The sequence below is a fragment of the Nostoc sp. NMS2 genome, from assembly GCF_017115105.1.
Lineage (GTDB): Bacteria > Cyanobacteriota > Cyanobacteriia > Cyanobacteriales > Nostocaceae > Nostoc.
The window spans coordinates 1-25,779 of the sequence record NZ_JABXKH010000071.1 but is presented as its reverse complement, the minus strand read 5'-3'; the positions used below and the strand labels follow the sequence as shown (position 1 = coordinate 25,779).

General features: G+C 41.1%; 26 protein-coding genes and 1 pseudogene. 8 read left to right on the top strand and 19 right to left on the bottom strand.

What is annotated here, in order from left to right; translation table 11 throughout:
- Positions 1 to 437 precede the first annotated feature (437 nt).
- Both HWQ36_RS14805 and HWQ36_RS14800 read left to right on the top strand, forming a co-directional pair.
- The gene (locus tag HWQ36_RS14805; RefSeq protein ID WP_292703965.1) at positions 438 to 902 is read left to right on the top strand and encodes a hypothetical protein; all 465 of its coding nucleotides are present in this window, start codon (positions 438 to 440) and stop codon (positions 900 to 902) included.
- 6 nt (positions 903 to 908) lie between these two features.
- Positions 909 to 1,466 (top strand): glutathione S-transferase family protein, encoded by a 558-nt coding sequence (locus HWQ36_RS14800; protein ID WP_292703962.1) that lies wholly within the window; start codon positions 909 to 911, stop codon positions 1,464 to 1,466.
- A 91-nt stretch (positions 1,467 to 1,557) separates the two neighbouring features.
- Here HWQ36_RS14800 and HWQ36_RS14795 read toward each other — a convergent pair whose 3' ends face one another.
- The 3 genes and pseudogenes from HWQ36_RS14795 to HWQ36_RS14785 all read right to left on the bottom strand — a co-directional run bounded on the left by HWQ36_RS14795 (position 1,558) and on the right by HWQ36_RS14785 (position 3,235).
- Positions 1,558 to 2,049, bottom strand: a complete 492-nt coding sequence (locus HWQ36_RS14795) for a YajQ family cyclic di-GMP-binding protein (RefSeq protein WP_292703958.1) — start codon at positions 2,047 to 2,049, stop codon at positions 1,558 to 1,560.
- Between the two features lie 173 nt (positions 2,050 to 2,222).
- Positions 2,223 to 2,645: pseudogene (locus HWQ36_RS14790) on the bottom strand (MAPEG family protein).
- 86 nt (positions 2,646 to 2,731) lie between these two features.
- Positions 2,732 to 3,235: a hypothetical protein gene (locus HWQ36_RS14785; RefSeq protein ID WP_041565591.1), complete on the bottom strand. Its 504-nt coding sequence runs from the start codon at positions 3,233 to 3,235 to the stop codon at positions 2,732 to 2,734.
- 157 nt (positions 3,236 to 3,392) lie between these two features.
- Here HWQ36_RS14785 and HWQ36_RS14780 point away from each other — a divergent pair, with 157 nt between their 5' ends.
- Positions 3,393 to 3,701: a DUF4188 domain-containing protein gene (locus tag HWQ36_RS14780; protein ID WP_292703951.1), complete on the top strand. Its 309-nt coding sequence runs from the start codon at positions 3,393 to 3,395 to the stop codon at positions 3,699 to 3,701.
- Between the two features lie 34 nt (positions 3,702 to 3,735).
- Here the strand turns inward: HWQ36_RS14780 and HWQ36_RS14775 are convergent, their stop codons facing one another.
- On the bottom strand, positions 3,736 to 4,830 hold the full coding sequence (locus HWQ36_RS14775) for a phosphotransacetylase family protein (protein ID WP_292703948.1): 1,095 nt from the start codon (positions 4,828 to 4,830) through the stop codon (positions 3,736 to 3,738).
- A gap of 522 nt (positions 4,831 to 5,352) precedes the next feature.
- Here HWQ36_RS14775 and HWQ36_RS14770 point away from each other — a divergent pair.
- A complete protein-coding gene (locus tag HWQ36_RS14770) occupies positions 5,353 to 6,333 on the top strand; it encodes an aldo/keto reductase (RefSeq protein WP_292703945.1) in 981 nt (326 codons plus the stop codon).
- A 190-nt stretch (positions 6,334 to 6,523) separates the two neighbouring features.
- Here HWQ36_RS14770 and HWQ36_RS14765 read toward each other — a convergent pair whose 3' ends face one another.
- The 3 genes from HWQ36_RS14765 to HWQ36_RS14755 all read right to left on the bottom strand — a co-directional run bounded on the left by HWQ36_RS14765 (position 6,524) and on the right by HWQ36_RS14755 (position 12,371).
- Positions 6,524 to 8,515, bottom strand: coding sequence for an ATP-binding protein (locus HWQ36_RS14765; protein ID WP_292703942.1), 1,992 nt, complete (start codon positions 8,513 to 8,515; stop codon positions 6,524 to 6,526).
- A 533-nt stretch (positions 8,516 to 9,048) separates the two neighbouring features.
- A complete protein-coding gene (locus HWQ36_RS14760; RefSeq protein ID WP_292703940.1) occupies positions 9,049 to 9,549 on the bottom strand; it encodes a fatty acid hydroxylase in 501 nt (166 codons plus the stop codon).
- A 605-nt stretch (positions 9,550 to 10,154) separates the two neighbouring features.
- On the bottom strand, positions 10,155 to 12,371 hold the full coding sequence (locus HWQ36_RS14755; RefSeq protein WP_292703938.1) for an ATP-binding protein: 2,217 nt from the start codon (positions 12,369 to 12,371) through the stop codon (positions 10,155 to 10,157).
- Positions 12,372 to 12,922: 551 nt separating this feature from the next.
- On the opposite strand from HWQ36_RS14755, the gene HWQ36_RS14750 reads away from it, so the two are divergent.
- Positions 12,923 to 13,849 carry a cobalamin-binding protein gene (locus tag HWQ36_RS14750; RefSeq protein ID WP_292703936.1) on the top strand — a complete coding sequence of 309 codons (927 nt, stop codon included), beginning with the start codon at positions 12,923 to 12,925 and terminating at the stop codon, positions 13,847 to 13,849.
- 260 nt (positions 13,850 to 14,109) lie between these two features.
- On the opposite strand, the gene HWQ36_RS14745 is transcribed toward HWQ36_RS14750, so the two are convergent.
- From HWQ36_RS14745 to HWQ36_RS14735, 3 genes are all read right to left on the bottom strand, one after another.
- Positions 14,110 to 14,412 (bottom strand): TMEM165/GDT1 family protein, encoded by a 303-nt coding sequence (locus HWQ36_RS14745; RefSeq protein WP_292703934.1) that lies wholly within the window; start codon positions 14,410 to 14,412, stop codon positions 14,110 to 14,112.
- Positions 14,413 to 14,481: 69 nt separating this feature from the next.
- Positions 14,482 to 14,910, bottom strand: a complete 429-nt coding sequence (locus HWQ36_RS14740) for a TMEM165/GDT1 family protein (protein WP_292703932.1) — start codon at positions 14,908 to 14,910, stop codon at positions 14,482 to 14,484.
- 116 nt (positions 14,911 to 15,026) lie between these two features.
- Positions 15,027 to 15,377 (bottom strand): YkgJ family cysteine cluster protein, encoded by a 351-nt coding sequence (locus HWQ36_RS14735; RefSeq protein ID WP_292703930.1) that lies wholly within the window; start codon positions 15,375 to 15,377, stop codon positions 15,027 to 15,029.
- A 329-nt stretch (positions 15,378 to 15,706) separates the two neighbouring features.
- Between HWQ36_RS14735 and HWQ36_RS14730 the strand changes: the two genes are divergently transcribed.
- Positions 15,707 to 15,850: a photosystem II reaction center protein Ycf12 gene (locus HWQ36_RS14730; RefSeq protein ID WP_114086065.1), complete on the top strand. Its 144-nt coding sequence runs from the start codon at positions 15,707 to 15,709 to the stop codon at positions 15,848 to 15,850.
- 138 nt (positions 15,851 to 15,988) lie between these two features.
- Here HWQ36_RS14730 and HWQ36_RS14725 read toward each other — a convergent pair whose 3' ends face one another.
- The 9 genes from HWQ36_RS14725 to HWQ36_RS14685 all read right to left on the bottom strand — a co-directional run bounded on the left by HWQ36_RS14725 (position 15,989) and on the right by HWQ36_RS14685 (position 24,559).
- A complete protein-coding gene (locus HWQ36_RS14725; protein WP_292703928.1) occupies positions 15,989 to 18,151 on the bottom strand; it encodes a DHH family phosphoesterase in 2,163 nt (720 codons plus the stop codon).
- 73 nt (positions 18,152 to 18,224) lie between these two features.
- Positions 18,225 to 18,650, bottom strand: a complete 426-nt coding sequence (locus HWQ36_RS14720; protein ID WP_292703926.1) for a hypothetical protein — start codon at positions 18,648 to 18,650, stop codon at positions 18,225 to 18,227.
- 304 nt (positions 18,651 to 18,954) lie between these two features.
- Positions 18,955 to 19,116: a hypothetical protein gene (locus HWQ36_RS14715; protein ID WP_292703924.1), complete on the bottom strand. Its 162-nt coding sequence runs from the start codon at positions 19,114 to 19,116 to the stop codon at positions 18,955 to 18,957.
- Positions 19,085 to 19,327 carry a hypothetical protein gene (locus HWQ36_RS14710; protein WP_292703923.1) on the bottom strand — a complete coding sequence of 81 codons (243 nt, stop codon included), beginning with the start codon at positions 19,325 to 19,327 and terminating at the stop codon, positions 19,085 to 19,087. Before HWQ36_RS14710 ends, HWQ36_RS14715 begins: the two co-directional genes overlap by 32 nt.
- A gap of 240 nt (positions 19,328 to 19,567) precedes the next feature.
- On the bottom strand, positions 19,568 to 20,395 hold the full coding sequence (pstB, locus tag HWQ36_RS14705) for a phosphate ABC transporter ATP-binding protein PstB (protein WP_292703921.1): 828 nt from the start codon (positions 20,393 to 20,395) through the stop codon (positions 19,568 to 19,570).
- A gap of 39 nt (positions 20,396 to 20,434) precedes the next feature.
- A complete protein-coding gene (gene pstA / locus HWQ36_RS14700; protein ID WP_292703919.1) occupies positions 20,435 to 21,334 on the bottom strand; it encodes a phosphate ABC transporter permease PstA in 900 nt (299 codons plus the stop codon).
- A gap of 6 nt (positions 21,335 to 21,340) precedes the next feature.
- Complete coding sequence (gene pstC / locus HWQ36_RS14695) at positions 21,341 to 22,282, bottom strand: phosphate ABC transporter permease subunit PstC (protein ID WP_292703917.1); 942 nt, start codon at positions 22,280 to 22,282, stop codon at positions 21,341 to 21,343.
- Positions 22,283 to 22,331: 49 nt separating this feature from the next.
- Complete coding sequence (locus HWQ36_RS14690; RefSeq protein ID WP_292703915.1) at positions 22,332 to 23,333, bottom strand: PstS family phosphate ABC transporter substrate-binding protein; 1,002 nt, start codon at positions 23,331 to 23,333, stop codon at positions 22,332 to 22,334.
- 68 nt (positions 23,334 to 23,401) lie between these two features.
- Positions 23,402 to 24,559, bottom strand: a complete 1,158-nt coding sequence (locus HWQ36_RS14685; RefSeq protein WP_292703913.1) for a sulfate ABC transporter substrate-binding protein — start codon at positions 24,557 to 24,559, stop codon at positions 23,402 to 23,404.
- Positions 24,560 to 25,064: 505 nt separating this feature from the next.
- Between HWQ36_RS14685 and HWQ36_RS14680 the strand changes: the two genes are divergently transcribed.
- Together HWQ36_RS14680 and HWQ36_RS14675 are read left to right on the top strand one after the other, a co-directional pair.
- The gene (locus tag HWQ36_RS14680) at positions 25,065 to 25,280 is read left to right on the top strand and encodes a hypothetical protein (RefSeq protein WP_292703911.1); all 216 of its coding nucleotides are present in this window, start codon (positions 25,065 to 25,067) and stop codon (positions 25,278 to 25,280) included.
- A 6-nt stretch (positions 25,281 to 25,286) separates the two neighbouring features.
- Positions 25,287 to 25,712, top strand: a complete 426-nt coding sequence (locus HWQ36_RS14675; RefSeq protein WP_292703909.1) for a type II toxin-antitoxin system VapC family toxin — start codon at positions 25,287 to 25,289, stop codon at positions 25,710 to 25,712.
- Positions 25,713 to 25,779: the final 67 nt, after the last annotated feature.

Here is a 25,779-nt window from a genome sequence, read left to right as displayed (position 1 = left end):
TACCACTGTGTCTATTTTTAAGGTATTTAGGGTTACAAAAAAGCCATCTAAAGAGAGAATTTAACCTAGCCGCACAAGAAAAATATACGCCTTAAATAAACAATTGCTCCTCAAACCTAATGATGGATACTTGATCCCAGAGGTGAATTCCAGAAATAGCAGATGTCAATCTTAAAGACTTGTCAGGTAGTGAGAGCGACAAATTGGTAGAATGCCAACAAGCCGTTCTTTAAAGAGGGGATGAGAGAGATGGGGGAGCAGGGGAGCAGGGGGACAAGGGAGAAGAGTTTTCCCTCTGCCTATTTTCAATGCCCAATGCCCAATACCCAATACTTCGACTTACCTCGGCTTCGCTCGGCACAAGTCGCTCAGTACAAGTGCCCAATGCCCAATCCCCAATCCCTAGATTTAATTTTTTAGTTTTGAGAAATTTTCTGATGACAACTGCAATTTCCTATCCCAATGCCCCTGATTTAGCAACCGATGACTACATTGTTCTCGGCTTGGCAACCTGCTTCGTCAAAGAAGATGGGGAAGTTTATCAAATCGAAGTTATAGAACCGATTCCTTCTGCAGCTTTGGAAGCGCTGTTGAAGGGCATTCCTACCTCCTATAAGCTGGCTCATGCAACAACTTTGGGATCTGTCTTAGATGGTGATTCACAATTCCTGCCAGATGGCTTCCCAGAGTCGGCTCAGTTTGGAGAGGAATTCGTGCCACGGGCATTTGCAGCCGCTCGTACATACAAGCGTCGTGAATCCGCAAAATCCCTGATACCATTAGGTACAAACTACACTGATTTTAAGTATTCCATTGAGCGCAAACGAGTGCTAAATGCCGCTAGGGTTGTAACAAAAGAAGATAACATTAAACAGCATTCTCACACTCACAAAGTGCTTTAGGTAATTATGCTAAAACTTTACGGTGGCGCTCGTAGTCGAGCATCAATTGTTCAATGGTATTTAGAGGAAATACAAGTTCCTTACGAATTTGTCAAACTCGATATGCAGGCGGGTGAACACCTCAAGCCTGAATATTTAGCAATTAACCCAGTTGGTAAAGTTCCAGCAATTGTTGATGGGGATTTTCAGCTTTGGGAATCTGGGGCAATTTTGCTGTATCTTACTGAAAAGTATGGTAAAACTCCACTTTCACTCCAAGAACGTGCTGTATTTTCCCAATGGGTGTTGTTTGCTAATGCTACCCTTGCCCCAGGGATTTTTGTGGAAGCAAATCGGGAGCGAGAAATGCCCCGTTTGTTGACTCCGTTAAATGAAATTTTCAGTAAGCAACCTTTTTTGCTGGGTAATGAGTTCACTGTTGTTGATGTGGCAGTGGGGTCTGTTCTGAATTACATTCCCATCATGCTAAAGCTAGACCTCAGTTCCTACCCAGCTGTGTTGAACTATATGAAGCAGTTATCTGAGCGTCCAGCATTTCAAAAAAGTATGGGCGGAGGGGCTTAAAATAATTCGTAATTCGTAATTCGTAATTCGTAATTCGTAATTCGTAATTCGTAATTCGTAATTAAGAATTCAACTACGAATTACGAATCTGTTAACGGTAATTTGTAAATTGTAGAGCTACCGGGTAGTCTTCTTGTTTTAGTCGCTGCATAACTTCTTGTAAGTCATCTTTAGATTTGGCAGAAACCCGCACAGCATCACCTTGAATTGAGGCTTGTACCTTTTTGAATTCGTCCCGAATCAATTTGGAAATTTGTTTGGCGATTTCTTGACTTATGCCTTTTTTGAGTTTGATTTCTTGACGCACGCGATTACCGCTAGCTGATTCAACTTTGCCAAAATCAAAGATTTTCTGGGATAAGTTACGCTTGGCGGCTTTTTCTCGCAGAATGGTGTGTACAGAATCTAAGGTAAACTCGCTGTCAGTACCAACGTTAATGCTTTCTTCGACCAACTCGACAGTAGTTTGAGTGTCTTTGAGGTCGTAACGACCTTTGATGTCTCGTATAACTTGATCGACGGCGTTAACCAACTCTTGTCGGTCAAAGTCGCTCACAATGTCAAAGGAAAATGTAGAAGCCATAAAACATTTTGGATTTTAGATTTTGGATTTTAGATTGGGTATTGGATCGAATATTGGGTATTGAAAAGGGGCAGAGGGGAAGGGCGCTGCTCTTGCTGAGGGGAAAACTTCTCTCCCTTGCTTGTTCCTATTCCCAATTCCCCATTCCCCAGTCCCCATTCCCCAGTCCCTAATTAATTAGTAGCTTGGATGATGCTTAAGAAGATGAGAGTGATAGAGCCAAGCATACCAATAGCAAACATTAGCGAGCCTCTTTCAGAGGAGCTACGCTAACGCAAAAGGGGTATATTCAAAATATAAAAAACTGAGTATAGCAAACGAGCCACCACAAAGGCGATCGCAGCCAGTTGTGCTGTAAAAGAATTTACACCAGTTACATAAGCCATCAATGCGGCTGCGGCAAATACCATAAAGGCTTCAAAGGTGTTCTGATGTGCCCAAGTAGCTCGTTGGGCATAAGGCGGCAATTTATCAAACATGGCGCGAGGAGTAGCAAGCATTTCCTTGCCAATCCGCACACGGGCATAAGCTACTACCAAAAATGGCAGGTAAATCAGAACGACAGCAGCAGCGATCGAGTACAAAAAAATTATCATTACTTATTGTTGTTGGTTATTAGTCATTAGTCATCAGTCATTAGTCATTAGTCAAATACAAATGACAAAAGACAAATGACAAATGACTAATCAAAGTAGAAAAGCGTTACCACTTTTCTTTGTTCTTCTGCATCTTGACAAGTTTGCAACAGGGTGCGGCTGTCGTGAAACGCAAAACAGATCAGTTGCTGGCAACGAGAGACAATTTCCTTGTTGCACAGGTAACTAGCTTCAGCAAGAGACAGATTATCATTACTGGGATTTTCCACTAAATGCATTACCTGTTCTAGTTGCTGGCGCGATTCCAAAGGCTGGCGTTCCAGGCTTTGGGGTAGAATCACCGTCAACAAATTGGCATCAGCCCGCGTTGCTCCCTTGATGGCCGCTGAATTTGTCCCTGTAGCACCAGAAGTAATGATGCGATTACCCGATAAAACTAGGGCATAAGTCATCATTTCAATAAGATTCTGGTGCGTAATCGGAACGTGACGCGAACCCAACAAGGCGATTCTTTTAGAACCCGTTTGCTGGATTGTCGCCAGTTCTTGCGCTAATGTGTCTAGGTTAATAAGGTCTGTTGATTGGCTCAAAGATAGACATAATCCGATTAAACGACCCAGATATTTTACCAAACAGCGTGTAGATGCGAGGAAAACTTGAGTTAGACATTGCTACAATTTTTCGCCTGTTTGGTTCAATAACTCCATTGCTTGATTACACCAGGCTAGCCAATTTGTTTCATAAGTAATGATTCAGTATTGGCGCTCGTTCGAGGATTTGGAGCGTTTTGCTAGAAATCCAGCCGATGCACATTTAAAAGCTTGGCAAAGGTTTAATCAAGCCATTGGTGCTGATGGTAGTGTCGGCATCTGGCACGAAACTTATTTAATAGAACCGGGAAGGTATGAGGCGATTTACGGAAATATGCCTGTTTTTGGATTAGCTGCTGCAACTAAGCACGTCCCAGCTATGGGACAGAGGGAAACAGCCCGCCGTCGCCTGGGAGGTGACAACGAGCCGGCTATGCCTTCACCAGCAATACAGCCTCCTAACTGAGCATTGATGCTCTCAATTAGTTGAGTTGATGAGGCTAAGATAATGCTGCGGCGGGAGTTAAACCTAGTTTAGATAACAAGCGGTCAATGTCAAAATGCTCAGACATTAACTGGCGAATGCACTGAACCTTAATCGGCTCGTGGAGACGGACTTGCCCGAAAGTGCGGTTAACAATTTCTACAGTGGTGAGAGTGTCTAAGTCAACAGATAAAATGGGGATTTCTAGTTCTTCAGCGCGACTGAGAATGAACGGCGGCGGGGGTAGTTGCCCAGTGAGAACTAAACATTGGGTAGAAGTTTCCAAAGCCGCTTGCTGAATTTCTACGCGATCGCCTCCTGTCACAACTGCCATATTTCGGCGTTTGCGGAAATACTTGACAGCAGAGTTAACGTTCATTGCTCCAATTGCTAGGCTTTCCACCAACAAATCCATGCGATCGTTGCGACAAAGAACATCAGCCTTTAACTGCTTCACCAGTTCGCCAACACTGATACTACGGAGCAAATCGCTACTCGGCAGCATCGCTAACACAGGAATTCCCTGCTGTTCCAAAAACGGACGCAGGAGAGTGTTAACCGCTTCTAGTTGGGTGACAGGGATATCATTGATGACAACTCCCATCAAGCGATCGCCCACACGCCCTTTAGCAGCTAATAGCGCCTCAACCGAAAGCAACGATTTATAGCGGCTTACTAACAGCACGCCAGCATCCAAGACTTCAGCCATTTGCAGCAAAGACAAGTCAAACAAATTGCCTTCGGAAAAATCACCAGGCCCCTCCAGTAATACCAAATCTCCTTGGGACATTTGCAAATATTGCTGTATTAGGGACTGTTGATAATCGGTTTTGTCTTCCCCTCGTAAGCGCTTTTGCACATTGAGTTCATCCAAAGCCAGCATTGTAGGTGCAACACGGTTTTCCGGTAAATTGAGGCTAAGAGCGATGAATTGGACATCTTCCTCAATTACGGTTCCACTAGACGAATTTAGATACGTACCGAGCGGTTTACCGTAGGTAATATCCAGTCCTTTTTGCTGTAGCTGATGAGACAAACCCAGAACAGTTGCAGATTTACCGCTATAAGTCTCGGTTGAGCCAATCAGCAAATATTTAGGGGATTTTGGCACACATGCACTCCTAATTTCAAAATTCAGAAGAACCCAGCTAGGTGTTTCCTAATTCTAGTTCCTTCTGGCAAAAGCCTCTTGCTCTCACAAATTAAGGTTTCCCAGAATTACCTTCTAAATAAACAGGGGTAAGTAGACTCGTTGCCACTGCACTATCCGCAATTTCTGTCAGAATGAATTCCGCCTCCGCTGACTAAGGTCAAATTAAGGTTTTTTAACCCACGGAAGTGGGTTTTGTTTGTGTAGACAAGCCAGTGCGTTGGGCGGCTCTGCCGACTTAAAGCAACTGGCGTGCGGTTTCTAACCGCCCATTGCGCTTAAGTTGACACCAATGTTCATAAATGACCTAAGAAGAAAATCTTTCTTTTTGGCTAAGGTTGTGCGTAAGTCCGATGATAAATATATTTTTTAATTACTTTTCTCAGGAAATACTTCTAAGTGTAGATGGCTAGGTAATAGGGAAAGAGATAATGCTAAAGGAGTTGATTTTCTCTGACCAATTACTGACTAGGAGATTATTTAATGAAAACCAGAAAACTAGGGAAACTTGGGTTAGAAGTTTCAACTATCGGACTTGGTTGTATGGGAATGTCTGAGTTTTATAGTGGTCGTGATGAAAATGAGGCGATCGCTACAATTCATCGAGCATTGGAACTTGGAGTTAATTTTCTTGATACTGCTGATATGTATGGGCCTTTTACTAATGAGCAACTAGTAGGCAAGGCAATTAAAGATCGTCGAGATCAAGTAGTATTAGCAACCAAATTTGGCAATGTCCGCACTGAAGATGGTGGTTGGAAAGGGATTAGTGGCAAACCCGAATATGTCCATCAAGCTTGCGATGCCTCACTAAAACGTCTGGGAGTAGAAGTGATTGACCTCTATTATCAACATCGGGTAGATTCAACCGTACCCATTGAGGATACTGTAGGAGCAATGGCAGAGTTAGTAAAGCTGGGAAAAGTGCGTTATTTAGGGCTTTCAGAGGCTGCTCCTGCCACGATTCGGCGGGCTGTGGCAGTTCACCCCATTGCGGCACTTCAAACAGAATACTCTCTTTGGAGTCGAGAGCCAGAAGATGAAATTTTACCTACTGTGCGGGAATTAGGAATTGGGTTTGTTCCCTATAGCCCATTAGGAAGAGGGTTTTTATCAGGTGCGATCGCCAGCCCTGACGATCTAGCACCTGATGACTATCGCAGAAATGCGCCTCGCTTTCAAGGTGAGAATTTTTATAAAAACCTGCAATTAGTTGAGCAAGTGAAGGCAATTGCCACCGAAAAAGGAGTAACTGCAAGTCAGCTTGCACTAGCATGGCTATTCGCTCAAGGAGAAGATATTGTCCCAATTCCTGGTACAAAACGCCGTACTTACTTAGAGGAGAATGTTGCAGCTACCGAAATTACCCTGACTGAACAAGAGTTGAATCGACTGGAAGCAGTTGCACCAAAAGGTGTAGCAGCAGGTGAGCGCTACCCTGACATGAGTACTGTTAACCGTTGATCCATACCAGATTTGTCCTGATTTTTCCCAGTAGTGCGATGTCTACGACGGTCACTGAGCGAAGTCGAAGTGCGGGCTACGCCTACGCAGGTGAAAAGCTAAGACTTAAGCACTACACAAAATAATTATGTTGTGAATCAAGGTAAATATGTCATTTCAGGTTTTTATTAATCATTTCTATTAGCGTATTTTAGGTAGGGTTAGAACAACTGAACCAAGACAACAAAGTGGCGTAAAGCTTTAATGAAATTGGGTGGCGTTGGAACATCTGGTAAATTTCATCGGGTGATGCAGTTTCCACATCTGGATTGTGCTGTGAAAGTCTCTGGATCAACTGAGTATGACGGATAAGTAAATCCGTCGTTTTGAGTATTGGAACTGTTGATGGAATGAAGCCGTCGGCATCGGGTATATGGGGTAATCTTGTTGTGGTAGTTGGCGAAGCAGAGGTGTAATTCTGTTCTTCAGTAGCAACTACCACTGCACAATTTAAGGGAATCTGAATCCAGAATTCTGTGCCTTCACCTGGTTGAGAACGGCACTTGAGCATTCCTCCATGTTTGTCTACAACAATTTGATAGCTGATTGCCATACCTAACCCGGTTCCCTTACCAATATCTTTTGTGGTGAAAAAGGGATCGTAAATGCGGTGGATAACCTCTTCCTTCATGCCTGGGCCATTGTCGGCAATGCGAATCACAACCCACTCTTTGTCTAGAGCTTGGGTGCGAATGGTAATGGTTGGGAGTGTAATTTGTTCGTTGTCACTTGTCATTTTTGATTTGTTTGGTGCTAATGACCAATGACCAATGACTAATGACTCCTCCAAAGCATCAATGGCATTTACCAAGATGTTCATAAACACCTGATTCAACTGTCCGGGATAGCATTCAATGGGGGGAAGTTTTGCATAGTCTTTAACGATTTCAATTGCCGGACGGCGAATATCTGCTTTCAAGCGATGGTGAAGAATCATTAGCGTTCCGTCGATGCCATCATGGATATTGACGGCTTTCATTTCGGCTTCGTCGTGGCGGGAGAAGTTTTTCAGGGATTTGACAATTTCGACGATCCGACTGGTGCCCAGTTTCATCGAATCTAGCAGTTTCGGGAGATCCTGTATGATAAATTCCAGGTCTATATTGTCTAACTCTAATTCCAACTCTGGAGGAACAACAGGTAAGAATTTCTGATAGTTTTCCAATAGGTGTAATAAGTTTTGGGCGTATTCGGCAACATACCTTAAATTGCCGCAAATAAAGTTAACCGGGTTGTTGATTTCGTGGGCAACTCCGGCAATAAGTTGTCCGAGACTGGACATTTTTTCGCTTTGGATTAACTGAGTTTGGGCCAATTGCAGATCGTGAAGAGCTTGCTGAAGCTTTTGTGTCTGAGTTTGTGCCTGGACTGCTGCTTGAGTGCTTTGCTCGTAAAGCAAAGCTTTGTCAATGGCGATCGCTGTTTGAGAGGCAAAGATACTCACAAGTTTCAGGTGTTCGGCTTTGTATGATTCGGTTTTGGATGCCCCAATCGCGATCGCTCCCAGTACCCGCTCTTTGGCTCGTAACGGTACACAAATCATGGCACTAACGTTTTTTTTCCCCTCTAATCGAGGATCGGCTTGCACATCATTGATCAATTCTGATCGGTTGGATTGCACAATGTTGCCAATAATTCCCTTACCTGGTTCCGGCTGACTATCGTCAAAAAACACTCCAAATTCGGCAATGATTTCAAATACAGTTGCATCTGGACTCAAAAGCAGAATCATTCCCGCAGACGATTCAATTAATCGGCTTAATTCCTGAAGCACGAGTTGAGCAATCTGTCGCGTATCCAAACTTGTTGCGAGTTTAGTCGAGATATCATCAAACAAATCAATTTCCTGGTATCGCTCCAGCAATTCTATGGCCAGTACTTTCTTGTCAGCTTCTTGCTTGGCGATCAATGAGAGCAAAGTTGCAAGTAGAGTTGCTTGTTCCCCTCCCACAACCCAACCGATGATTTCTCCTGACACCTCGATTGGATATCGGTTTTCGGTAGTTTTATCCCCAATGCTAAGTAGTTTCGTGCCGTCTACCAGTTCAACATCAATCGCAATGTTGAACTGGTAGACTAAGTTATGAAGGAGAGATTGCAACTCTTTTTTATTGAGAATCTTTCTGAGGCTAACTGTGGACATAAAACACCTCATAAGCAGCAAGTTGCAAATTGACCGCATTCAAGCTAATTGGGTTATTAATTTTATCAATGAACGCAGGAAATAGAGGGCAAGAGGCAGAAGGAAAACTGCCCTCTCTAGAAAAGAGAGGAATTGTCATAAAAATCTAGAGATATAATAATTTACTAATTAAGACTAGCTTTCCCAAAAACATTGGCGATGTAACAGCGAAGTTGAGCGGTAGCAAACACCTTTATACTCCGTACCAGAGGTATACTTCCATTTGTGTAACTCGCTTATTGTTTTGTGAGTATGTAGGTGAGCGCATTTTTGAGACTGGAATAATCCCTGTCTAACAAAATATAAATAGCGTAGGAAAAGAGGCTGCGATCGCAACCTCTTTTGGTACTTTTAAACAGTATTGAGATAATTAGTAGCTTCAGTTAGAGAACTCCAAAAAATAAATTATCCAATTTCTGTACTTCACTACGATTTTCCCTCCCCCTGCCCCCCTGCCCTTAAAGCGATGGGATATTTTTTTATTTGGAAGTCCCTTAGATCCGAGAATAGCGAAAACGAAGTCTGAGTAACCGAAGCCAGCGTAACCACATTTGTGCAGGTTGTTCAAAGAATGTAAAAATATCACCGAAACTTAAATTAGTTCTGTGATGATGTAACCAGTGTCTCTCAGGAGTAGTAATAAATAAAATTTGGCATAAAATATTTATAGGCTGTGGAGTTTGCCAACCAAGTACACTTATGTGTCTCCACCATACATGAAACTGACCAAGCAGTAATCCCGAAATAACGCCAATGGGAGAGAAAGACCACAAGACTACTGCTATGAGTACATAAGGCAAAGCTCCTAAGACACCATCTAAAAGAACTTGGGGATTAAAAGTCAAAATAGCGTAGTGGCGAAAGTCCTTTTTCCAGGAGTGGTGCGTTTTTAAATGAAGGCTACCAAAAACGTGCTCGGGTACGTGGTAAATAAATGTAGATAGAAAATCACCAAAAAACAGTAATAACCAAGCAACAGCGATAGCCTCAAGCATTTGTACTCCTCAAGAATAGTTAAGAAAACTCCACAGAAAATATGCAAATGTCATGCTGTCAGCGTAGACACCTGGTTTCCTCTATGCAAGCAACATTTGTGCTTCTCATGGGTCTACGCTCCAGTGAATTTAGCTCAGAGTATATGTAATTGGATCAGTTGCAGTTTCATGAATCTCCAATCCTTAATGCAGTAAACAGCAACTCCTAAGAACCTCCAACTTGACTTCTAGCTCTGGGTTAATGGCAACAATACATCTAAAACCCGATGGGAATACAGTATTTTACCATAGTTACTACACAATCTTCTTACTAAGGCATACAGCGTAGGCAAAGATTGAGTTAAAGTTAGTACAAATTTAGGTTAAGGCTTTTTTCGACATGGGCAAAATTTTGGAGCATCTAGAACTAACATGATTTTTCAGACAGAAGTGATGTAAAACCTACATTTCGACCCCTAAAATCCCATTCAAATTTTACCCAAAAAAATCAGAGCGATGTCTAGGTAGGCTACGCCTAAAATTTTAATAAGTGGTAATTACAGCAATTTACAATGATTTTAAATACGAAATTCCCTAACCAATAAACAAAAATTTCTCTCGTAAAATTAGCTCAAATATCGCATCAGTAATGACTCTAGCTGAACTGTGCGGATTGGCTTAACAAGATAGTCATTAGCACTAACTGGTAAATTGTTAATTTCTTTTTCTATCGGTTCGCTCAAGGTCATTATTACAATCGGCGTATCTTTCCAAGAAGGCTTTTGTCTAAGGATATTTAGCAAATTCAAGATGCTAGTATTTTTAGTTAGCTGAAAATCAAAAAAAACTAAATCTGGTTGGAGGCTTTGCACCTGTTTAAAAAAGTCTGTTTCATTATCTATCCACTTGACTTGATAGCCAATTGACTGAAGATAGTCTTGCAAAAATATTGCAGTTTTTTCCTCTTCTTCTACAAGTAAAATAGTTTTATTTTTAGGGATATTTGGGGAGGATGATAAAGTAAAATCTTCTCCCTCATCTCCTTCGCATACCTCATTTTTTTTATTATTGACTGTTTTTGAAAGTACTGGATTTGGTAGAAACAAAGTAAACTGACTACCTTCTCCTAAAGTCGATATAACAGTCACATCTCCACCATGCAAACGCGCTAATTTGCGTGTTAAAGCTAAACCTAAACCAGTGCCTTCATACTGCCTATTTAACCGACTATCAAGCTGTTTAAACGGTTCAAATAGAAATTGAAACTGATTTGGGTCTATACCAATTCCAGTATCTGAAACTGTAAAGGTTATTCCTTGAGGGACTTTTTTCACTACCAGCGATATATCACCGGCTGGGGTAAATTTAATGGCATTGGTGAGCAGATTGAGCAGCATTTGCTTGATGCGCCGCTCATCAGCAATACAAATATCCTCTTGTAGGTCAATTTTGCAGGTGAGTTTTAACCCCTTTTCTAAGGCGCGATCGCGCACTGTCCAGATGGCATAATTACATAAATCTGATACTGGTAAGGGTGAGAGCAACAGTTCTTCTTTGCCTGCTTCTACCTTCGATAAATCAAGGATATCGTTAATCAGTGCCAGCAAATGCTCACCACTACTATATATACAACTTACATATTCGTTCTGCTTTTCATTGAGAGAGCCAACTATTTCTTGTTGCAGCAACTGTGACAAACCCATAATTGCATTAAGAGGCGTTCTCAACTCGTGGCTCATAGTTGCCAAAAATTCACTTTTTGCCCGACTTGCAGCTTCTGCTGCTTCTTGAGAGGCACGTAGTTTCAATTCTGTTTCCTTGCGTTCAGTAATATCCTCAATCATCGCTAGAAAAAACTCAGGTTCACCATTGCTGTCTGGTATAACAGAAACAGAGATATGAGTCCAAACTAAGCTACCATCTTTATGCGAGCAGCGTCTTTCCATCTCAATGCGATGTTTATCGACAGCCTGTTCCTCAAGTTGGGAGAGTTGGAAGCCGAATCTTGAAGTTTTCTCTGAGTTTTTGCCAATTTCTGACACCAATTGTTTGTAAAGTTTTAAATCCCCCTTTTGTATGGAAATGTAATCTGTAAAGCGCTTGCCGGATAGTTCTTCTAAGCTGTATCCTAAAATCTCGCACAGTACCGGATTCGTATCGACTATCTGTGCTTTCATATCTATAAGTCCAATGCCGATAGAAGAACGTTCAAAAATTGCCCGAAATTTCGCCTCACTTTGTCGCAGTGCTTCCTGTACAATGTTTCGCTCGCTTGCTTCTATAGCTAGGGTCACGAAATCTGCAATCGAGCCAGCAAAAGTTTCTTCTTCTAAAGTCCATTGGCGAAGTTCGCCTATGTGTTCGTGGCAGACTACCCCTACCAAACGACCCTCTAGCCAAATCGGTGCATCCAGTAAGGATGTGATGCCTAAAACACAAAGATAAGGCTCGGATAATTCTTGGGTTCTTGTATCGTTTCTGGCATCATCTGCGGCAATGGTACGTTCCTCTTCTAAAGCCTGGAAATAAGCTGGATAATGTTCTTGTGAAAGTGAATTACCAAAGCTATGCTCCTTAGTGTTTACATCATATAAATCGATGCATTCAATTTTTGAGCGTTCTTCATTATATAACCACACCCCAACTCGCTTGACTAAGAGCGTCTGAGCAGCAGTTTCTGTGATCTCTCTCAATACTGCATTAAGATTACCTTGTTGAAATGTCTTGCTTCTTGCCAGTTGTACTAATGTCTGGCTTTGTTTTCGCCGACTATTTTCTCTGATTTGTAAAGCCTCTTGGGACTGCTTTTGCTCTGTAATATCTCTAGCTGACACCACCTGCATTACTTGACCTCAAGAAGAAATAATTTTGCCTTCCAGTTCTACGCAAAAAGTAGAACCGTCTTTGTATAACTACAATTACTTGGTATGGTTTTTCATAACCGGAAAGTATATTTTTTCTAATCAAATCTTTTAATTCTGGATAACGAGTTCCAAACTAGATTTTGCTAATCACTTTTATTACTTCATGCCAGTAATTTTTGCCAGGGGATAATTAGCATTTACAGTAATTCTACTATCAAGTAATTTCACCCAAATAACCCAAATATTAACTAGTGTAGTCTTTTGATTTGGGAATTAGGGAGTGGTGTAGTTTAATTACTTGAAAAGGGCTGTAAGTCAATTTGTTGGTTAGTGTTAATGTTAATTCATTTTTTTAGAACTGTACAAAATCAAGCTTGCTGAGGCAATGGGCATAAGCCCTAAGTTCTGACACAACTTCACAGATCATCGATATGATTACCAAAACACCGTTGATTCCCCTAGAGAAAGATACTTAATGACTCAAATTTTGAGAATATTAAGGTAATGCCAGCTTTTATGGAGGTGGAGCGATGACGGATAGTAATGTGAGAATTGTTTCTCTGATTCCCGGTGGAACAGAGATTTTAGCGGCACTAGGATTGGTTAATGCTATTGTGGGGCGATCGCACGAATGCGATTATCCTCCAGAAATCCTTAATCGCCCCGTTTGTACCCAGGCACGCTTAGACTCCAATGCCTCCAGCAGCCAAATTAACGATGATGTGAACAATTTATTACAATCTGCTCTCAGTATTTATGAAATCAAAACTGATGTTTTAGAGCAGTTGCAGCCTACTCACATTCTTACTCAAGACCAGTGTGATGTTTGTGCTGTCAGCTTACACGAAGTTGAAAAGGCAGTTGCTACACTCATCGACAGTAAACCGCAGATTATTTCTTTACAACCCAATATTCTCAAAGATATTTGGGCTGATATTGAGCGAGTCGGTAACGCCTTCGAGGTAGACTCGGTAAAAGTCTTAGAAAATTTAGAAGCTCGTGTCAAAATTTGTCACCAAAGAATCCAAGGACTTTCTTTAAATGAACAGCCTACTGTTGCCTGTATCGAGTGGACTGATCCTTTAATGGTTGCCGCCAATTGGATTCCTGAATTAGTTAACTTAGCGGGAGGACAGTCTCTATTTTGTTATACAGGTCAGCCTTCTCCTATCTTGCCGTGGGAAACACTATTAACAACTAATCCAGATGTAATTGTTTTTATGCCTTGTGGTTTTGATTTAAATCGCACTCGCCAAGAAGCTAGTTTGTTAACTCAACGTCCAGAGTGGGAAAAACTACACGCTAGGCAAGCTGGTAGGGTATACATCACTGATGGCAATTCTTACTTTAATCGTCCAGGGCCGCGACTGGTAGATTCTCTAGAAATTTTGGCTGAAATTTTGCATCCAGAAATTTTTCAATACGGCTACAAAGGAACGGCTTGGGAGCTTTTGTAGAGAAGAATTCAGGATTCAGGATGGGCTAAACGCCCCGCTACCGCTAACAGAATTCAGGAGTCAGAATTCAGTATGAATTCAGTATGAATTCGAGTCCGATGATTACTGAGCTTGTCGTACCACTTCGTGGAAGCAAGCTACGCGCAGCGTCTCGTAGAGAAGTACTGAGTGATATTAGTTTAAAACCTTGGCGGGTTCCAATTCCCCACGAAGAGTAATTCTGATTCCTGGATTCTGGATTCTGAATTCTGAATTCTCTTTTAAGGTGTTTCTTCAGAATCCGTCGATGGTTCATTGTTAAATAACAGCAGGCGTGCTGCAAGGATGGCAAATCCGATCGCAGCGATCGCTTTTAACAAACGTGTGGGTAATAATTCTGCTACTGCTCCCCCTGCTAATGCCCCCAATAGGCTTGTCAACAGCAATGCGCCTGCTGCACCAAAAAATACTGCCCGTGGAGAGTTAGAACGTCCTGAAAGTGCGATCGCTGCTAGCTGACTTTTGTCACCCAATTCTGATAAAAAAACTGTAATAAAACTTAGTCCTAAGAGATGCCAATCCATATTATTAAGGGGGAGTGGGGAGTAGGGAATAGAGAATTTTTCTAATGACAAATGACAAATGACTAATGACTAATGACTAATGACATCCCAAAACAGCATTAGGGAAATTACCAATAACATTACACCTGCTGATTTTTCTATAGTTTTTGGGCTGAGTCGGCTAGCTATCCAACTACCTAAAAGTACACCTAATAAGCTGGTGGTTATTAACGCCGCCGCCGATCCGAGAAATACCACCCAAGGCGAATGAGACTCTGCACTCATTAACAAGGTGGATAACTGAGTCTTATCTCCAATTTCTGCTAGAAAAATGGTTACAAAAGTTGTGCCAAAAACTACTAACACTGATTGCTGCTTTTGAGGACTATCGGCAACTACAGACTGAACTGGCTGCGCGATCGCAGGAGTCAAGTTAAAATCATTGCTGTCTTTCAGTTCTAGCTCGATCTCAGTCTGAGCTATGCCAGAAATCTCCAATGGTGCAGAGTCAAGTTTCACAAGCAGTAGTTTTGATTGCTAGATTGTTTTCATATTTCTATCATATTCTCAGATTGTTGTAATAAATTGCAACTACATAAATGGAGACAAAAAAATTATGGGGTGTTTTTGTATCCTTACAGCCCAACAGCTTGATCGAAGCGGAGTATTTCTAAGCTGCGATCGCCGTATACTCCTTCTATTTGCTGGCGACAGCAGTCAATAGCAAAGTCGTTGACTTCTTCGGGTTCAACCCCATACATATCTTGAAATACTTCTGATTCCACACGGCAGAAACGAGGACGATCTGAGTAGATGCGACATTCTCGCGTGGTATGGTCAAAATTAACGCACCATCCGTCTTCGCCTACCATGCTGAGGTAGAGTTCTAGTTCTGGTGGAGAGAGATATTCATCTAAATCTGGACGATCTGCTGGATCGAGATTACAGCAGGCTCCACATTGCTTTACACATTGCCAAGTTGACATTTTGAATTAGGGAGTGGGGAATGGGGAGATGTGGTTCGACTTCGCTCACCAACCGGGGGATGAGGGAGTAGGGAGACAAGGAGGAAAAGGGGGACAAGGGGGAATTATTGAATAGTCTCTTCCTTGTCTCCCCCCTCTTCCTTGTCTCCCTTGTCTCTTCATCATGCCCCATGCCCAATTCCCAATTCCCCTATTTTACGTTTTTATGTTTTTTCTTATAATTTTGTTAAGTAAATTAAATCTAACAGACCATAGACAGATATGATCGATTGCGGGTTTTGTAATTAAGTTATTGAATTTTTTAAGACAATTGGGAGGAGAAAGGAAAAATGTTTGACGCTGTATCTGACTTGTTTAACGCTTTTACCAGTATCAATTGGGAAGTTATTTTCCAATTGCTATCCGTGGCGCTAATTGTGATTGCTGGGCCAGTAGTAATCTTTTTGTTGGCATTTCGCAACGGCAATCTATAAGAGTTCTGAGTGCTGATTGAGAGTTAGGGGTGAGGGGCGATGCCCTGAGCCTGCCGAAAGGTTAGGAGTGAGCAATTAAATTTTATTCTCAACTCACAATCAGCACTCACAGTGTCACGGTAACAAGTAATAAGTTAATTAAGAACTCTTAACTGATAACGCTTGAAGTGCAGCTTGAATAATACTGTCATACTGTGGCTGAGAAATATCAACTTCTTTAGCATTTTGACGATTAGTACCAAGTAAACCGATTATATGCCCTGGCTGCATGACTAACACCTTGCCTTCAGAGTTTTTAATTCTTAATTCTGCTTCAATGCCGTTTTTATAGAAACCACAAGTATACTGTCGCTGATTGTACTCAAAGGTGCTACTTGACGGGACTGGTGGCGAAGCAAAAAATTGTTGAAGCTGAATTGGTAATCTGACACCGATTAACTCTAGCTCGATGGTGGTGTTACCGTTAAAATAATTTTCTCGCAGTTTGTAAGCTACATCCACTCGCGGCGGTAAGCGGAAGTAGTCGCCCCAACGCCAAGCGATCGCTTTAATTCTATAATCCTGATTATCAATAGTTTGGGCAATTGTCAGTTTGATGTGACCTTTACCAACAATTTTTTGCTCAACAACTTGAACATTAGGTGTCCAAAAAACTGGATCGGGGTTGTCCATACCGCAGGGGTGTAGAGCATTAAGCTGTTGGTAAAGCTGCTGATTGATCTGATCGAGGTTGACTTCGGCATCAATTTTGAGCAGAGGCTTGAGATGCTGGGGTTCAAGACACTGGTTAGCAAACTCAATCAAACGCGATCGCAACACCTGTAAATTTTCTGCTGGTACAGAGAATCCCCCGGCGGCTTTGTGTCCGCCAAATTTGCCTAGTAAATCGTGACAATATTCTAAAGCTTCAAACACATGAAACTCTGGAATTGAACGTGCAGAACCGCGTATATGTTCGTCATCTTCATAAGTACCGATAAATACAGGAACACCGTAGCGTTCTACCAAGCGGGAGGCGACGATACCAATAACGCCGTGATGCCAATTGGGTTGAACAACAATTAATACACGGTCTTGTTGTAGAGATGTAACAAATTGTGTCTCTACGTAAGCGATCGCTTCTTGTTCAATTTGCTGACACATCTCCTGGCGAGAGGCGTTGATTTGTTCACACTGCATTGCTCTTTCTAGCGCCACCCCCATATCATCTGTAGTCAGCAATTCAATTACAGTCTGGGGATTACCAATTCGACCGATAGCATTAATTCGGGGCCCCAGGCGAAACCCAATATCTTCAGGCTTGAGCGATTTTGGATTTTGGACTTCGGCTCCGCTCAGTCGAACGATTTTGGATTTTGGACTTGTACTGAGCGAAGTCGAAGTATTAGAAATTTTCTCCTCTGCTCCCCTGCTCCCCTGCTCCCCTGCTCCTTCTCCCCTCGCCTGCACGCCACCTACCTGAATCAAGGCCTGTACGCCAGCTAAGTTGGATTTGGGTAGATGCTGTAAACCACGTTTTACCCAGCGACGATTCACGCCAGTTAAGGGTGCTAAATCTGCGATCGTTCCTAGTGTAAATAGTGCTAGCATCGGCTGGATTAAGCCCTTAGTCTCGCCTAGCTGTTGTGCGAGAGACACTGCCAAAATATAGGCAACACCAACACCAGCAACACCCCGATAGGGTGAGGATTCGGCTATCAATTTAGGGTTGAGGATAGCGTTAGCTGGCGGTAATTTTTGGGGAATGTCGTGGTGATCGGTGATAATCACTGCAAGACCAAGTTCTCTCGCTCTAGCGACTGGTTCAAACGCAGAGATACCATTATCTACAGTCAGAATTAATCCTACACCTTCACTGTGAAATTCTTCAACTATGCGTTTATTAATACCGTAGCCTTCGTGCATCCGGCTGGGAATAGCATAATCTACCTGTGCGCCTAAAGTGCGGAGACTACGCAAAAGTAGAGCAGTACTAGTCATACCATCAGCATCGTAGTCACCACAAATAGCAATTTTTGTTTGAGAAGCGATCGCATTTTGCAACAACTCTAAACTAATTGCCAAATCTGGGAAATCTTCTAACGGCGAAGGTAAGACTAAAGATTCTGGATTTAAAAATGCTTGTGCCTGTTCTGGTGTTTCGATTCCCCGATTAATCAACAACTGACTGATAATGGGCGAAACATTAATCAAAACAGCCAGCTTTTGGGCAAATTCTGGTTTCTGCGGGTAAATTTGCCAGCGCTGATTAGGTAAGCGCCTGGTAGGTTTTGAGAGTTCAGATACAGGTCGGTCTAGCACTAGAACTTATTAGTTATGAGTATTGAATTTAAAGTTGTTTCTTAACTCATAACTAATAACATTAATTTGCTATCTAAAACACGTTTATTCTACCATCATCCATAATATACAAAGAGCGATCGCCCGGAGAGCGCCAAGTCGGACGCAGTTCCAGCCGCAATGTGCCAAAGTTAAGTTTGGAGACAATCGCTTGTAGTGATAAACCTGTTTCGCTCCAAAATATCAAAGATGTATTTGGCTCCGTACCCTCTATTTGTTCTAAACTTAGTTTCTGCCCTGGACTCAAAGATATTGCATCAGTTCCAGAGGGTTTTTGAATTTTGATTAAGTTAGGTGTGCTATTTACGACTTCAACGCGGATGTGTTGCCCAGGTGTAAACTGAATTGGGTGCGACCCACACTTAGAGGCACAGGTTCGAGCTAAAGTAGTACTGGGATTATTGATTGATGCTACAAAAACGGTAGCTGTAACTAAAGCCAACGACAGAGACTTAAACATAATACACAGTATAAGTACTAAACTGAAATTTTACTTTAATTAAGTACTGTCAAGCCTCAGCATATTTTCCAGAATTACTTTCCTAATTACTAGTTATTAAATTACGAATTACGTAAAGCCTGCGGCATAGCTTCGCTTAACGCGGAGGAGCCAGAGGCTCTATTACGAATTACGAATTACGAATTACGAATTATAAACATCTCCTCTCGCACCAATGGCGTAAATTTCGATGTCTTTGGAATCAATATCTACTGTAAAAATAATTCTGTTTTTACCTATACGTAGTCTGTAAAATCCCTCCCAATCACCTTTCATTTTTTTTGATATCTAGTTCTGTAAACGGGATAATGCCTTGGTTTTCGACAGCAATAACAATTTGGTTTATTTGCTCCCGAATATTTTCGACATCTTCGGCATTTGCTTTTTCTAAAAATTTAATCGCTTTTTTGCGAAATTTTATTGCCATATCTTACCCAATCGGTCATATCAATTACTTCATCCTCAGCATCATCTGAAGGTACACCAAATTCGGCTTCAAGTTCGCGTTGCTCATCATCACTTATGTAAGGAATAAGAATTTGGCAGAGGCGAAGTCTTTCTTCTTGCAGAACTTCACGCATAGTTTCTTTAATCAATGCTTTTAATTCTTGAATTTCCACTGTATGCCTTTTATTCATAGTTATATATGTATATATATTACCTAGTCTCAGCTTGTAGTGGGGGGAATTTGTACGAAAAAACAAACTGCAAAAGTTGGGAGATTTGTTTAAAGGTATAAATTTCAGTAGACAGACAGATTTTTTAAGGAAACATTGAGTTGACTAGATTTAGATGAAAGGGAAAAGGTTAAAGGGCAAAGGAATAAGAGTCGCTTACAACTGAACTTGGCTTTTACCTTTCCCCTTCTGCTGTGATACCTAACCGAAACGTCCACTGATATAATCTTCAGCTTCTTTGGTTTGAGGAGAACTGAACATTTGGGCTGTAGGATTAAACTCAACTAATTTGCCGCGACGTTTGCCATATTCGTCAATTTCTGTATTGAAAAAAGCCGTGAAATCTGCCACTCTGGAAGCTTGCTGCATATTGTGTGTCACCATGATGATGGTGTATTGCTGCTTCAGTTCTAAGCAGAGTTCTTCTACCTGGCGGCTAGAAATTGGGTCGAGAGCAGAACATGGTTCATCCATCAATAATACATCTGGCTTCATTGCGATCGCACGAGCAATGCAAAGTCGTTGCTGTTGTCCGCCAGATAATGCAGTCCCCTTCTCTTTGAGTTTGTCTTTGACTTCATCCCAGATAGCAGCGCGTCTGAGAGAATCTTCCACCAATTCATCGATGTTACCTTTGTAACCGTTAGAACGAGGCCCAAAGGAAATATTTTCGTATATGGACTTGGGGAAAGGATTCGGTCTTTGAAAAACCATTCCGATTTGACGGCGTAATTTGACAGAATTTATCTTAGGATCGTAGATATTGCGATCGCGATAATTCAGTCTACCCTCAACCTTAGCACCAGGAATTAAATCATTCATCCGGTTGAAGCAACGCAGTAAGGTACTTTTACCACATCCTGAAGGCCCAATAAAAGCAATAATTTGTTTTTCAGGAATTTTTAGATAGACATCTATAAGCGCCAAAAAGCCTCCATAAAAGACCTTCACGCCTTCAACATTGAATACGCTTTTATCTTGGTCAATTGTGGTGCTATCTAATCTACTTCTACTGTTGCTATAAGTCATTTTGCGTATCTCCTAATAACCGTGAATTTATTTAATTACCTAACTAATTGAAAAGCGTTGTCTAATATAAATTGCTACACCATTTAACACTAAAATCAACAGTAACAAAGCAATAATTGTCGCTGCTGCTGCATCAGAAAAACCCGGTTCAGGACGAGTGATGTAACTGTAAATTTGAATGGGTAATGCCATAAATCTCTGAAACAAACCGGGGTCAAAAGTGAGAAAACCCACAGCACCAACAACAATTAGAGATGCGGCATCACCAATAGCGCGGGATACAGAGATAATCACCCCTGTCAAAATACCGGGAATAGCATAAGGTAAAACGTGACTGCTGATAGTACGCCATTTAGTGACACCTAATCCATAAGAAGCATTTCTTAGAGAGTCTGGGACAGCGCGAATTGCTTCTCTAGCTGTCACAATAATTACTGGTAAAGACAACAAAGATAAAGTCAATGCACCAGAAATCAAAGCGGGGCCAAAACCAAGTAAATAATTGAAAACTCCTAAACCCAGCAATCCATAAACAATGGAAGGCACTCCCGCCAAATTACTGATATTAATCTCAATAATCGCTGTCCACCAAGCTTTAGGTGCATACTCTTCTAGATATAAAGCTGCTCCCACACCAATAGGGACAGTCACTAAAATCACAACAGTTCCCAAAAGAACGCTGCTGATAATCGCAGGACGAATACCACCTTGGTCAGGAAAACGAGAAGGAGTTTCCGTCAGAAAACCGGGTGTTAAAAATCTGCCTAATCCATCTCGAAAAATATCAAAAAGTAGCAATGCTAGGACAAACAAACCAATTAGCAATCCTAACAAAAAAAGTACTTCAAAGACTTTCCCTAATGTCTCTCTACTCTCAACATTATCGGTAAATTCTGCCGACGAATCTAGAAAATCATCTTGTTGATAACTTGTAGCCATACTTAATTACTCGTATTTTTCTTTAAAGCGATTAGCAACCCAGTAACTAACAATATTCAAAGCTAGGGTAAGTATAAATAAAACAGCACCCACAGCATATAATGTTTGGAAATTTAGACTACCACGCGGACTATCTCCCCCAGAAATTTGTGCCATGTAAGCTGTCATTGTTTCTACTGATTCTGCAAAGTTAACAGTCAGTTTTGGCTGTTGTCCGGCGGCGATAAGGACAGTCATGGTTTCACCCACAGCGCGAGAAATACCCAAAATAATCGAGGCGATAATTCCAGAAAGCGCCGCTGGTAGAACTACTTTAAAAATGGTTTCCAGTTTAGTAATCCCTATAGCGTAAGCTCCTTCTCGCAAAGAACGTGGAACTGCTCGAATAGCATCTAAGCTGATAGAACCAACAGTAGGAGTAATCATTACCCCCATCATTAACCCTGCACTCAAGGCGTTGAATATTTCCAGAGGGATAATATTCCGCAGCAATGGTGTGACAAACAACAGCGCAAAGTAACCGTATACTACTGTTGGTATTCCTGCCAAAAGTTCCACTGCTGGACGTAAAACTGCTGCCACTTTTGGTTGAGCATACTCACTTAAATAAATAGCAGAAGATAAACCCAAAGGAATAGCAACCGCCATTGCAATAGCTGTTGTTAAGAAAGTGCCATTAATCAAGGGCCAAATGCCAAAATGTCTGTCTGCAAATAGAGGTGTCCATTTAGTATCAAGAAAGAATTCGGCAAAGGAAACTTCTTGGAAAAAACCAAATGTTTCCTTAAATATAATTACAACAATGCCGAAAGTAGTCAAAACTGAAACTAAAGCACAAGCAAATAAAATTACTGCAACAATCTTTTCAGAAATATCTTCAGATGCATTTTTATCGAGTGACTGTCTAGATAGTAGATAAGGATCGTCTTGAGAATTGGTATTCTGCATAAACAGTTAATTTTTGACTACAATTAGATTACAATGACCAAGACTTTATTTAAATAAAGTTTGTGATTGGTTCACCTGGTTTTGCTTTTTTGAATTTTGTCCCCGTTTCACCCGTAGCAAATTTTTGTTTAACCTTGACATAAGCTTCATCGGGTAGTGCCACATAACCAACACTATCTACCCACTTCCAAGAATTTTCTAGATAAAAATCTACAAATTCTTTAACTGCTGGCTTAGTATCTAAAGACTTTTTACTGACATAGATAAACAAAGGACGAGACAAAGGTGTGTAGATATTTTTGATGACATTATCTACTGGCACTGGTTTTTCGCACTTACCTGTAGGACTTTCTACAGCAACTAGATTGAGTTTTTCTTGGTTTTGAATGTAGTAAGATATTCCTACATAACCCAAAGCTGAGGCATCACCAGATACTCCTTGCACTAAAAGGTTTTGATTATGGCTGGGAGTGTAATCTGTACGGCCATTCTTGGCTTTGCCTGTAACAGCTTGAGTCATATAATCAAAGGTTCCAGTATCAGAAGCTGGGGCATATAACTTCAGCTTTTGGTTAGGAAATTTGGGATTAACTTGGTTCCAAGTTAGAATTTTTCCGTCTGATTTAGCACCCCAAATCTTTCCCAATTCCTTAATAGTTAGACATTTGGCGAAGTTATTTTGACGGTTAGCAATCACAGCGATGCCATCTAAACCTACAGGCAATTCAACAAATTGAATATTCTTACTTTTACATTTTTTGATTTCTTCATCTCGAATTGTCCGAGAAGCACCGGCAATATCAATATCGCCATTACAAAATTTACTGAAACCACCACCAGTTCCACTTGAAGCAACACTAACTTTTGCTTCCGGCTTAACCTTCTCGTATTCTTCTGCAACTGCTAAAGAAACAGGAAAACCTACAGCCGCACCATCAATACTTACTTGACTTTTTAATTCCTGTCCGCTATTACAAGCGGTGATACTGCTGGTAATCAGCATTAAAAATGTGAGTAAAAAACCATCCTTAAATCGGCTATGAAAGCTCATAAATTATCAATTGAGGTAAAGTGATTGAGAATTATTTATACTTGGCTATCTGCTAGAAAATCTAAATATCATGCTTTGCTAGCAGCTTGAACTTTGTCAAAAATTGCCCCATCTCCAAAAAACTTTTTCTGAATAATATCCCAACCACCTAAATCTTGAGATGTAAATAAAGTTTTAATTGGCGGATATTGTGATGCGACTTCATGGGTGACAGTGGGGTTAACAGGACGATATTGTAATTTTGCAAATTCACGTTGAGCTTCTGTAGAGTAAAGAAAATCAACAAATGCTTGTGCAACTTCCCTTGTACCGTGTTTATCAACGTTTTTATCAACTACGGCTACCGGATTATCGATGGAAATATTGACTTGGGGTACAACATAAGGTAAATTAGCCCCATTTTTACCTGCTAAAATTACCTCGTTCTCGTAGTTTATTAAGACATCACCCTGGTTTTTTTGAAAAAATAAATCGCTAGCTTCACGAGCATCTTTCGTCAAAATAGGAGTATTTTTATAAACTTTGGTGACATAATCTAAAGCTGTGGCTTCGTCACCTCCATTTAGAGTTACCGAACCCCAAAAAGCCAATAATTCCCAGATAGCAATACCAGAAGTTTTTGGGTTAGCCGCAATCACTTTCACGCCATCTTTTGCCAAGTCTGCCCAAGTATTGATGCCTTTGGGATTACCTTCACGGGTAACGATCGCAGCAACCGATCTACTAACAATACCACTTCTGGGTGCCTTGGTTTCCCAACCCGATTTAATCAAACCTGCAAGAGCAATTTTGCTGACATCCAGGGGAAGTGCTAAATGTACTATATCTGCTTCTTGTGAACCAGCAATCACAGCCGCCGCTTGAGCTACAGAACCACCATAACTTTGTTCAAATGTGACGTTTTGCTTATGTTCTTGCTTCCATTTTTCTACAAATTTGGGAATTATCTGGTCATGAGCCGCTTTGGTGACAGAGAAAGAAACAAGTTTCAGTTTGACATCATTTTTGCTAGCTGAACTGCTTCCAGAGCAGGAGGCAACTGTTATACTCAAAAAAGCACCTATTAGAAATAGACTCACAAAGCTTTGCACGGTGTGTCTATTCAACCAATTTCTAATTACGTGTTTAGATGAAAGTTGTATGGTTTGCAATGCTTTCATGACATAAGACTGCATTCTCTCAGTTAGCAATTTACTGAAATGTGTCGGTTGTTGCGACTCGCTCATCAGAATTCACCCCTAAAACTACGGTATTTCTAAGCGGATACCGTATTAGAGATTATAGGGTATATAGAATAATATTTATCATCTTGCTTCAATTTTTTTTTACAAGTAGCAAGAGTAGGGTCTAAACTTTGCGTTCTGCCAAACTTCAAAAAGCTGATTTGTTTACAGCATACATACATTATTTTTGTATAGAATTGCCACAATAGTTTATTGCCAAGAATTGGGGAAAAGCTAAAAAAGTTTCTCCCTTTTATTCATAAAAGACCTCTCCCTGGCTTTGCGACGCAAAACCTGTCCCTCTCCGAGCCGGAGAGGGAAAGAACTGAAGTTTAAAGAAGTTCGTTGCACTCACGTAACATTAGTTCAGTTAGTGGCTGAGGCAATTCTCAAAAATTGATATAATTCGTAAGATTGATATAAGTATCTTCACTAGTAATTCAGCCGTATACTCTACTCGTATTGCTACAACCAGCTTAGGATAGACTAAAAGCACTTTTTGCGAAAAATGGTAGAAAAAATTACAGCTGTGTTTAATGGCAAAGTGTTCTATCCGGCTGAACCAATCGCACTGCCAATCAATACCCGCGTGCGAATCAGTATTGAAATTTTACCGCCAAGTGAACACGAAACGGTATCATTTCTGATAACAGCGCGATCGCTCAATCTAGATGGGCCACCTGACTGGTCTACCAATATAGATAAATATTTGTATAGTAAGTAAATTTTCATGCATTCTGAAGTCTTTCTTGATACATCATTTGCCATTGCCTTATCTGCACCGAGCGATCGCTTGCATGACCGAGCCTTACATCTGGCTAAAATGTTACAAGCGGCAGAAACTCGTTTGGTGACAACACAGGCAGTAATGTTGGAAATTGGCAATGCCTTATCCCAACAACCTTATCGTCAAGCGGCAATCATATTATTAAATTCTCTAGTAGCAGACTCCAAAGTAGAAATTATCCCTCTCTCTCAGGAACTTTACGAGCGTGCTTTCGAGCTATATCGGGAACGAACTGAGAAAGAATGGGGATTTGTGGATTGCGTATCTTTTATTGTGATGCAATATAGCGGAATAACTGAAGCACTGACTGCTGATGAGCATTTTCAACAAGCAGGATTTCGAGCATTACTGCGAGAAAATTTGCCTTAAGAGCCAATACGGTTAAATAATTCGTAATTCGTAATTCGTAATTCGTAATTAAGTTTTGTGACGGGGA

Coding starts and splice junctions, on each gene's coding strand:
- HWQ36_RS14780 (WP_292703951.1), top strand. CDS start 3,393: ATGATTCAGTATTGGCGCTCGTTCGAGGATTTGGAGCGTTTTGCTAGA.
- pstB (WP_292703921.1), bottom strand. CDS start 20,395: ATGACTTATAGCAACAGTAGAAGTAGATTAGATAGCACCACAATTGAC.
- HWQ36_RS14770 (WP_292703945.1), top strand. CDS start 5,353: ATGAAAACCAGAAAACTAGGGAAACTTGGGTTAGAAGTTTCAACTATC.
- HWQ36_RS14690 (WP_292703915.1), bottom strand. CDS start 23,333: ATGAGCTTTCATAGCCGATTTAAGGATGGTTTTTTACTCACATTTTTA.
- HWQ36_RS14765 (WP_292703942.1), bottom strand. CDS start 8,515: ATGTCCACAGTTAGCCTCAGAAAGATTCTCAATAAAAAAGAGTTGCAA.
- HWQ36_RS14685 (WP_292703913.1), bottom strand. CDS start 24,559: ATGAGCGAGTCGCAACAACCGACACATTTCAGTAAATTGCTAACTGAG.
- HWQ36_RS14710 (WP_292703923.1), bottom strand. CDS start 19,327: ATGAATAAAAGGCATACAGTGGAAATTCAAGAATTAAAAGCATTGATT.
- HWQ36_RS14805 (WP_292703965.1), top strand. CDS start 438: ATGACAACTGCAATTTCCTATCCCAATGCCCCTGATTTAGCAACCGAT.
- pstA (WP_292703919.1), bottom strand. CDS start 21,334: ATGGCTACAAGTTATCAACAAGATGATTTTCTAGATTCGTCGGCAGAA.
- pstC (WP_292703917.1), bottom strand. CDS start 22,282: ATGCAGAATACCAATTCTCAAGACGATCCTTATCTACTATCTAGACAG.
- HWQ36_RS14735 (WP_292703930.1), bottom strand. CDS start 15,377: ATGTCAACTTGGCAATGTGTAAAGCAATGTGGAGCCTGCTGTAATCTC.
- HWQ36_RS14760 (WP_292703940.1), bottom strand. CDS start 9,549: ATGCTTGAGGCTATCGCTGTTGCTTGGTTATTACTGTTTTTTGGTGAT.
- HWQ36_RS14800 (WP_292703962.1), top strand. CDS start 909: ATGCTAAAACTTTACGGTGGCGCTCGTAGTCGAGCATCAATTGTTCAA.
- HWQ36_RS14750 (WP_292703936.1), top strand. CDS start 12,923: ATGACGGATAGTAATGTGAGAATTGTTTCTCTGATTCCCGGTGGAACA.
- HWQ36_RS14755 (WP_292703938.1), bottom strand. CDS start 12,371: ATGCAGGTGGTGTCAGCTAGAGATATTACAGAGCAAAAGCAGTCCCAA.
- HWQ36_RS14795 (WP_292703958.1), bottom strand. CDS start 2,049: ATGGCTTCTACATTTTCCTTTGACATTGTGAGCGACTTTGACCGACAA.
- HWQ36_RS14730 (WP_114086065.1), top strand. CDS start 15,707: ATGTTTGACGCTGTATCTGACTTGTTTAACGCTTTTACCAGTATCAAT.
- HWQ36_RS14675 (WP_292703909.1), top strand. CDS start 25,287: ATGCATTCTGAAGTCTTTCTTGATACATCATTTGCCATTGCCTTATCT.
- HWQ36_RS14715 (WP_292703924.1), bottom strand. CDS start 19,116: ATGGCAATAAAATTTCGCAAAAAAGCGATTAAATTTTTAGAAAAAGCA.
- HWQ36_RS14720 (WP_292703926.1), bottom strand. CDS start 18,650: ATGTTTAAGTCTCTGTCGTTGGCTTTAGTTACAGCTACCGTTTTTGTA.
- HWQ36_RS14745 (WP_292703934.1), bottom strand. CDS start 14,412: ATGGATTGGCATCTCTTAGGACTAAGTTTTATTACAGTTTTTTTATCA.
- HWQ36_RS14680 (WP_292703911.1), top strand. CDS start 25,065: ATGGTAGAAAAAATTACAGCTGTGTTTAATGGCAAAGTGTTCTATCCG.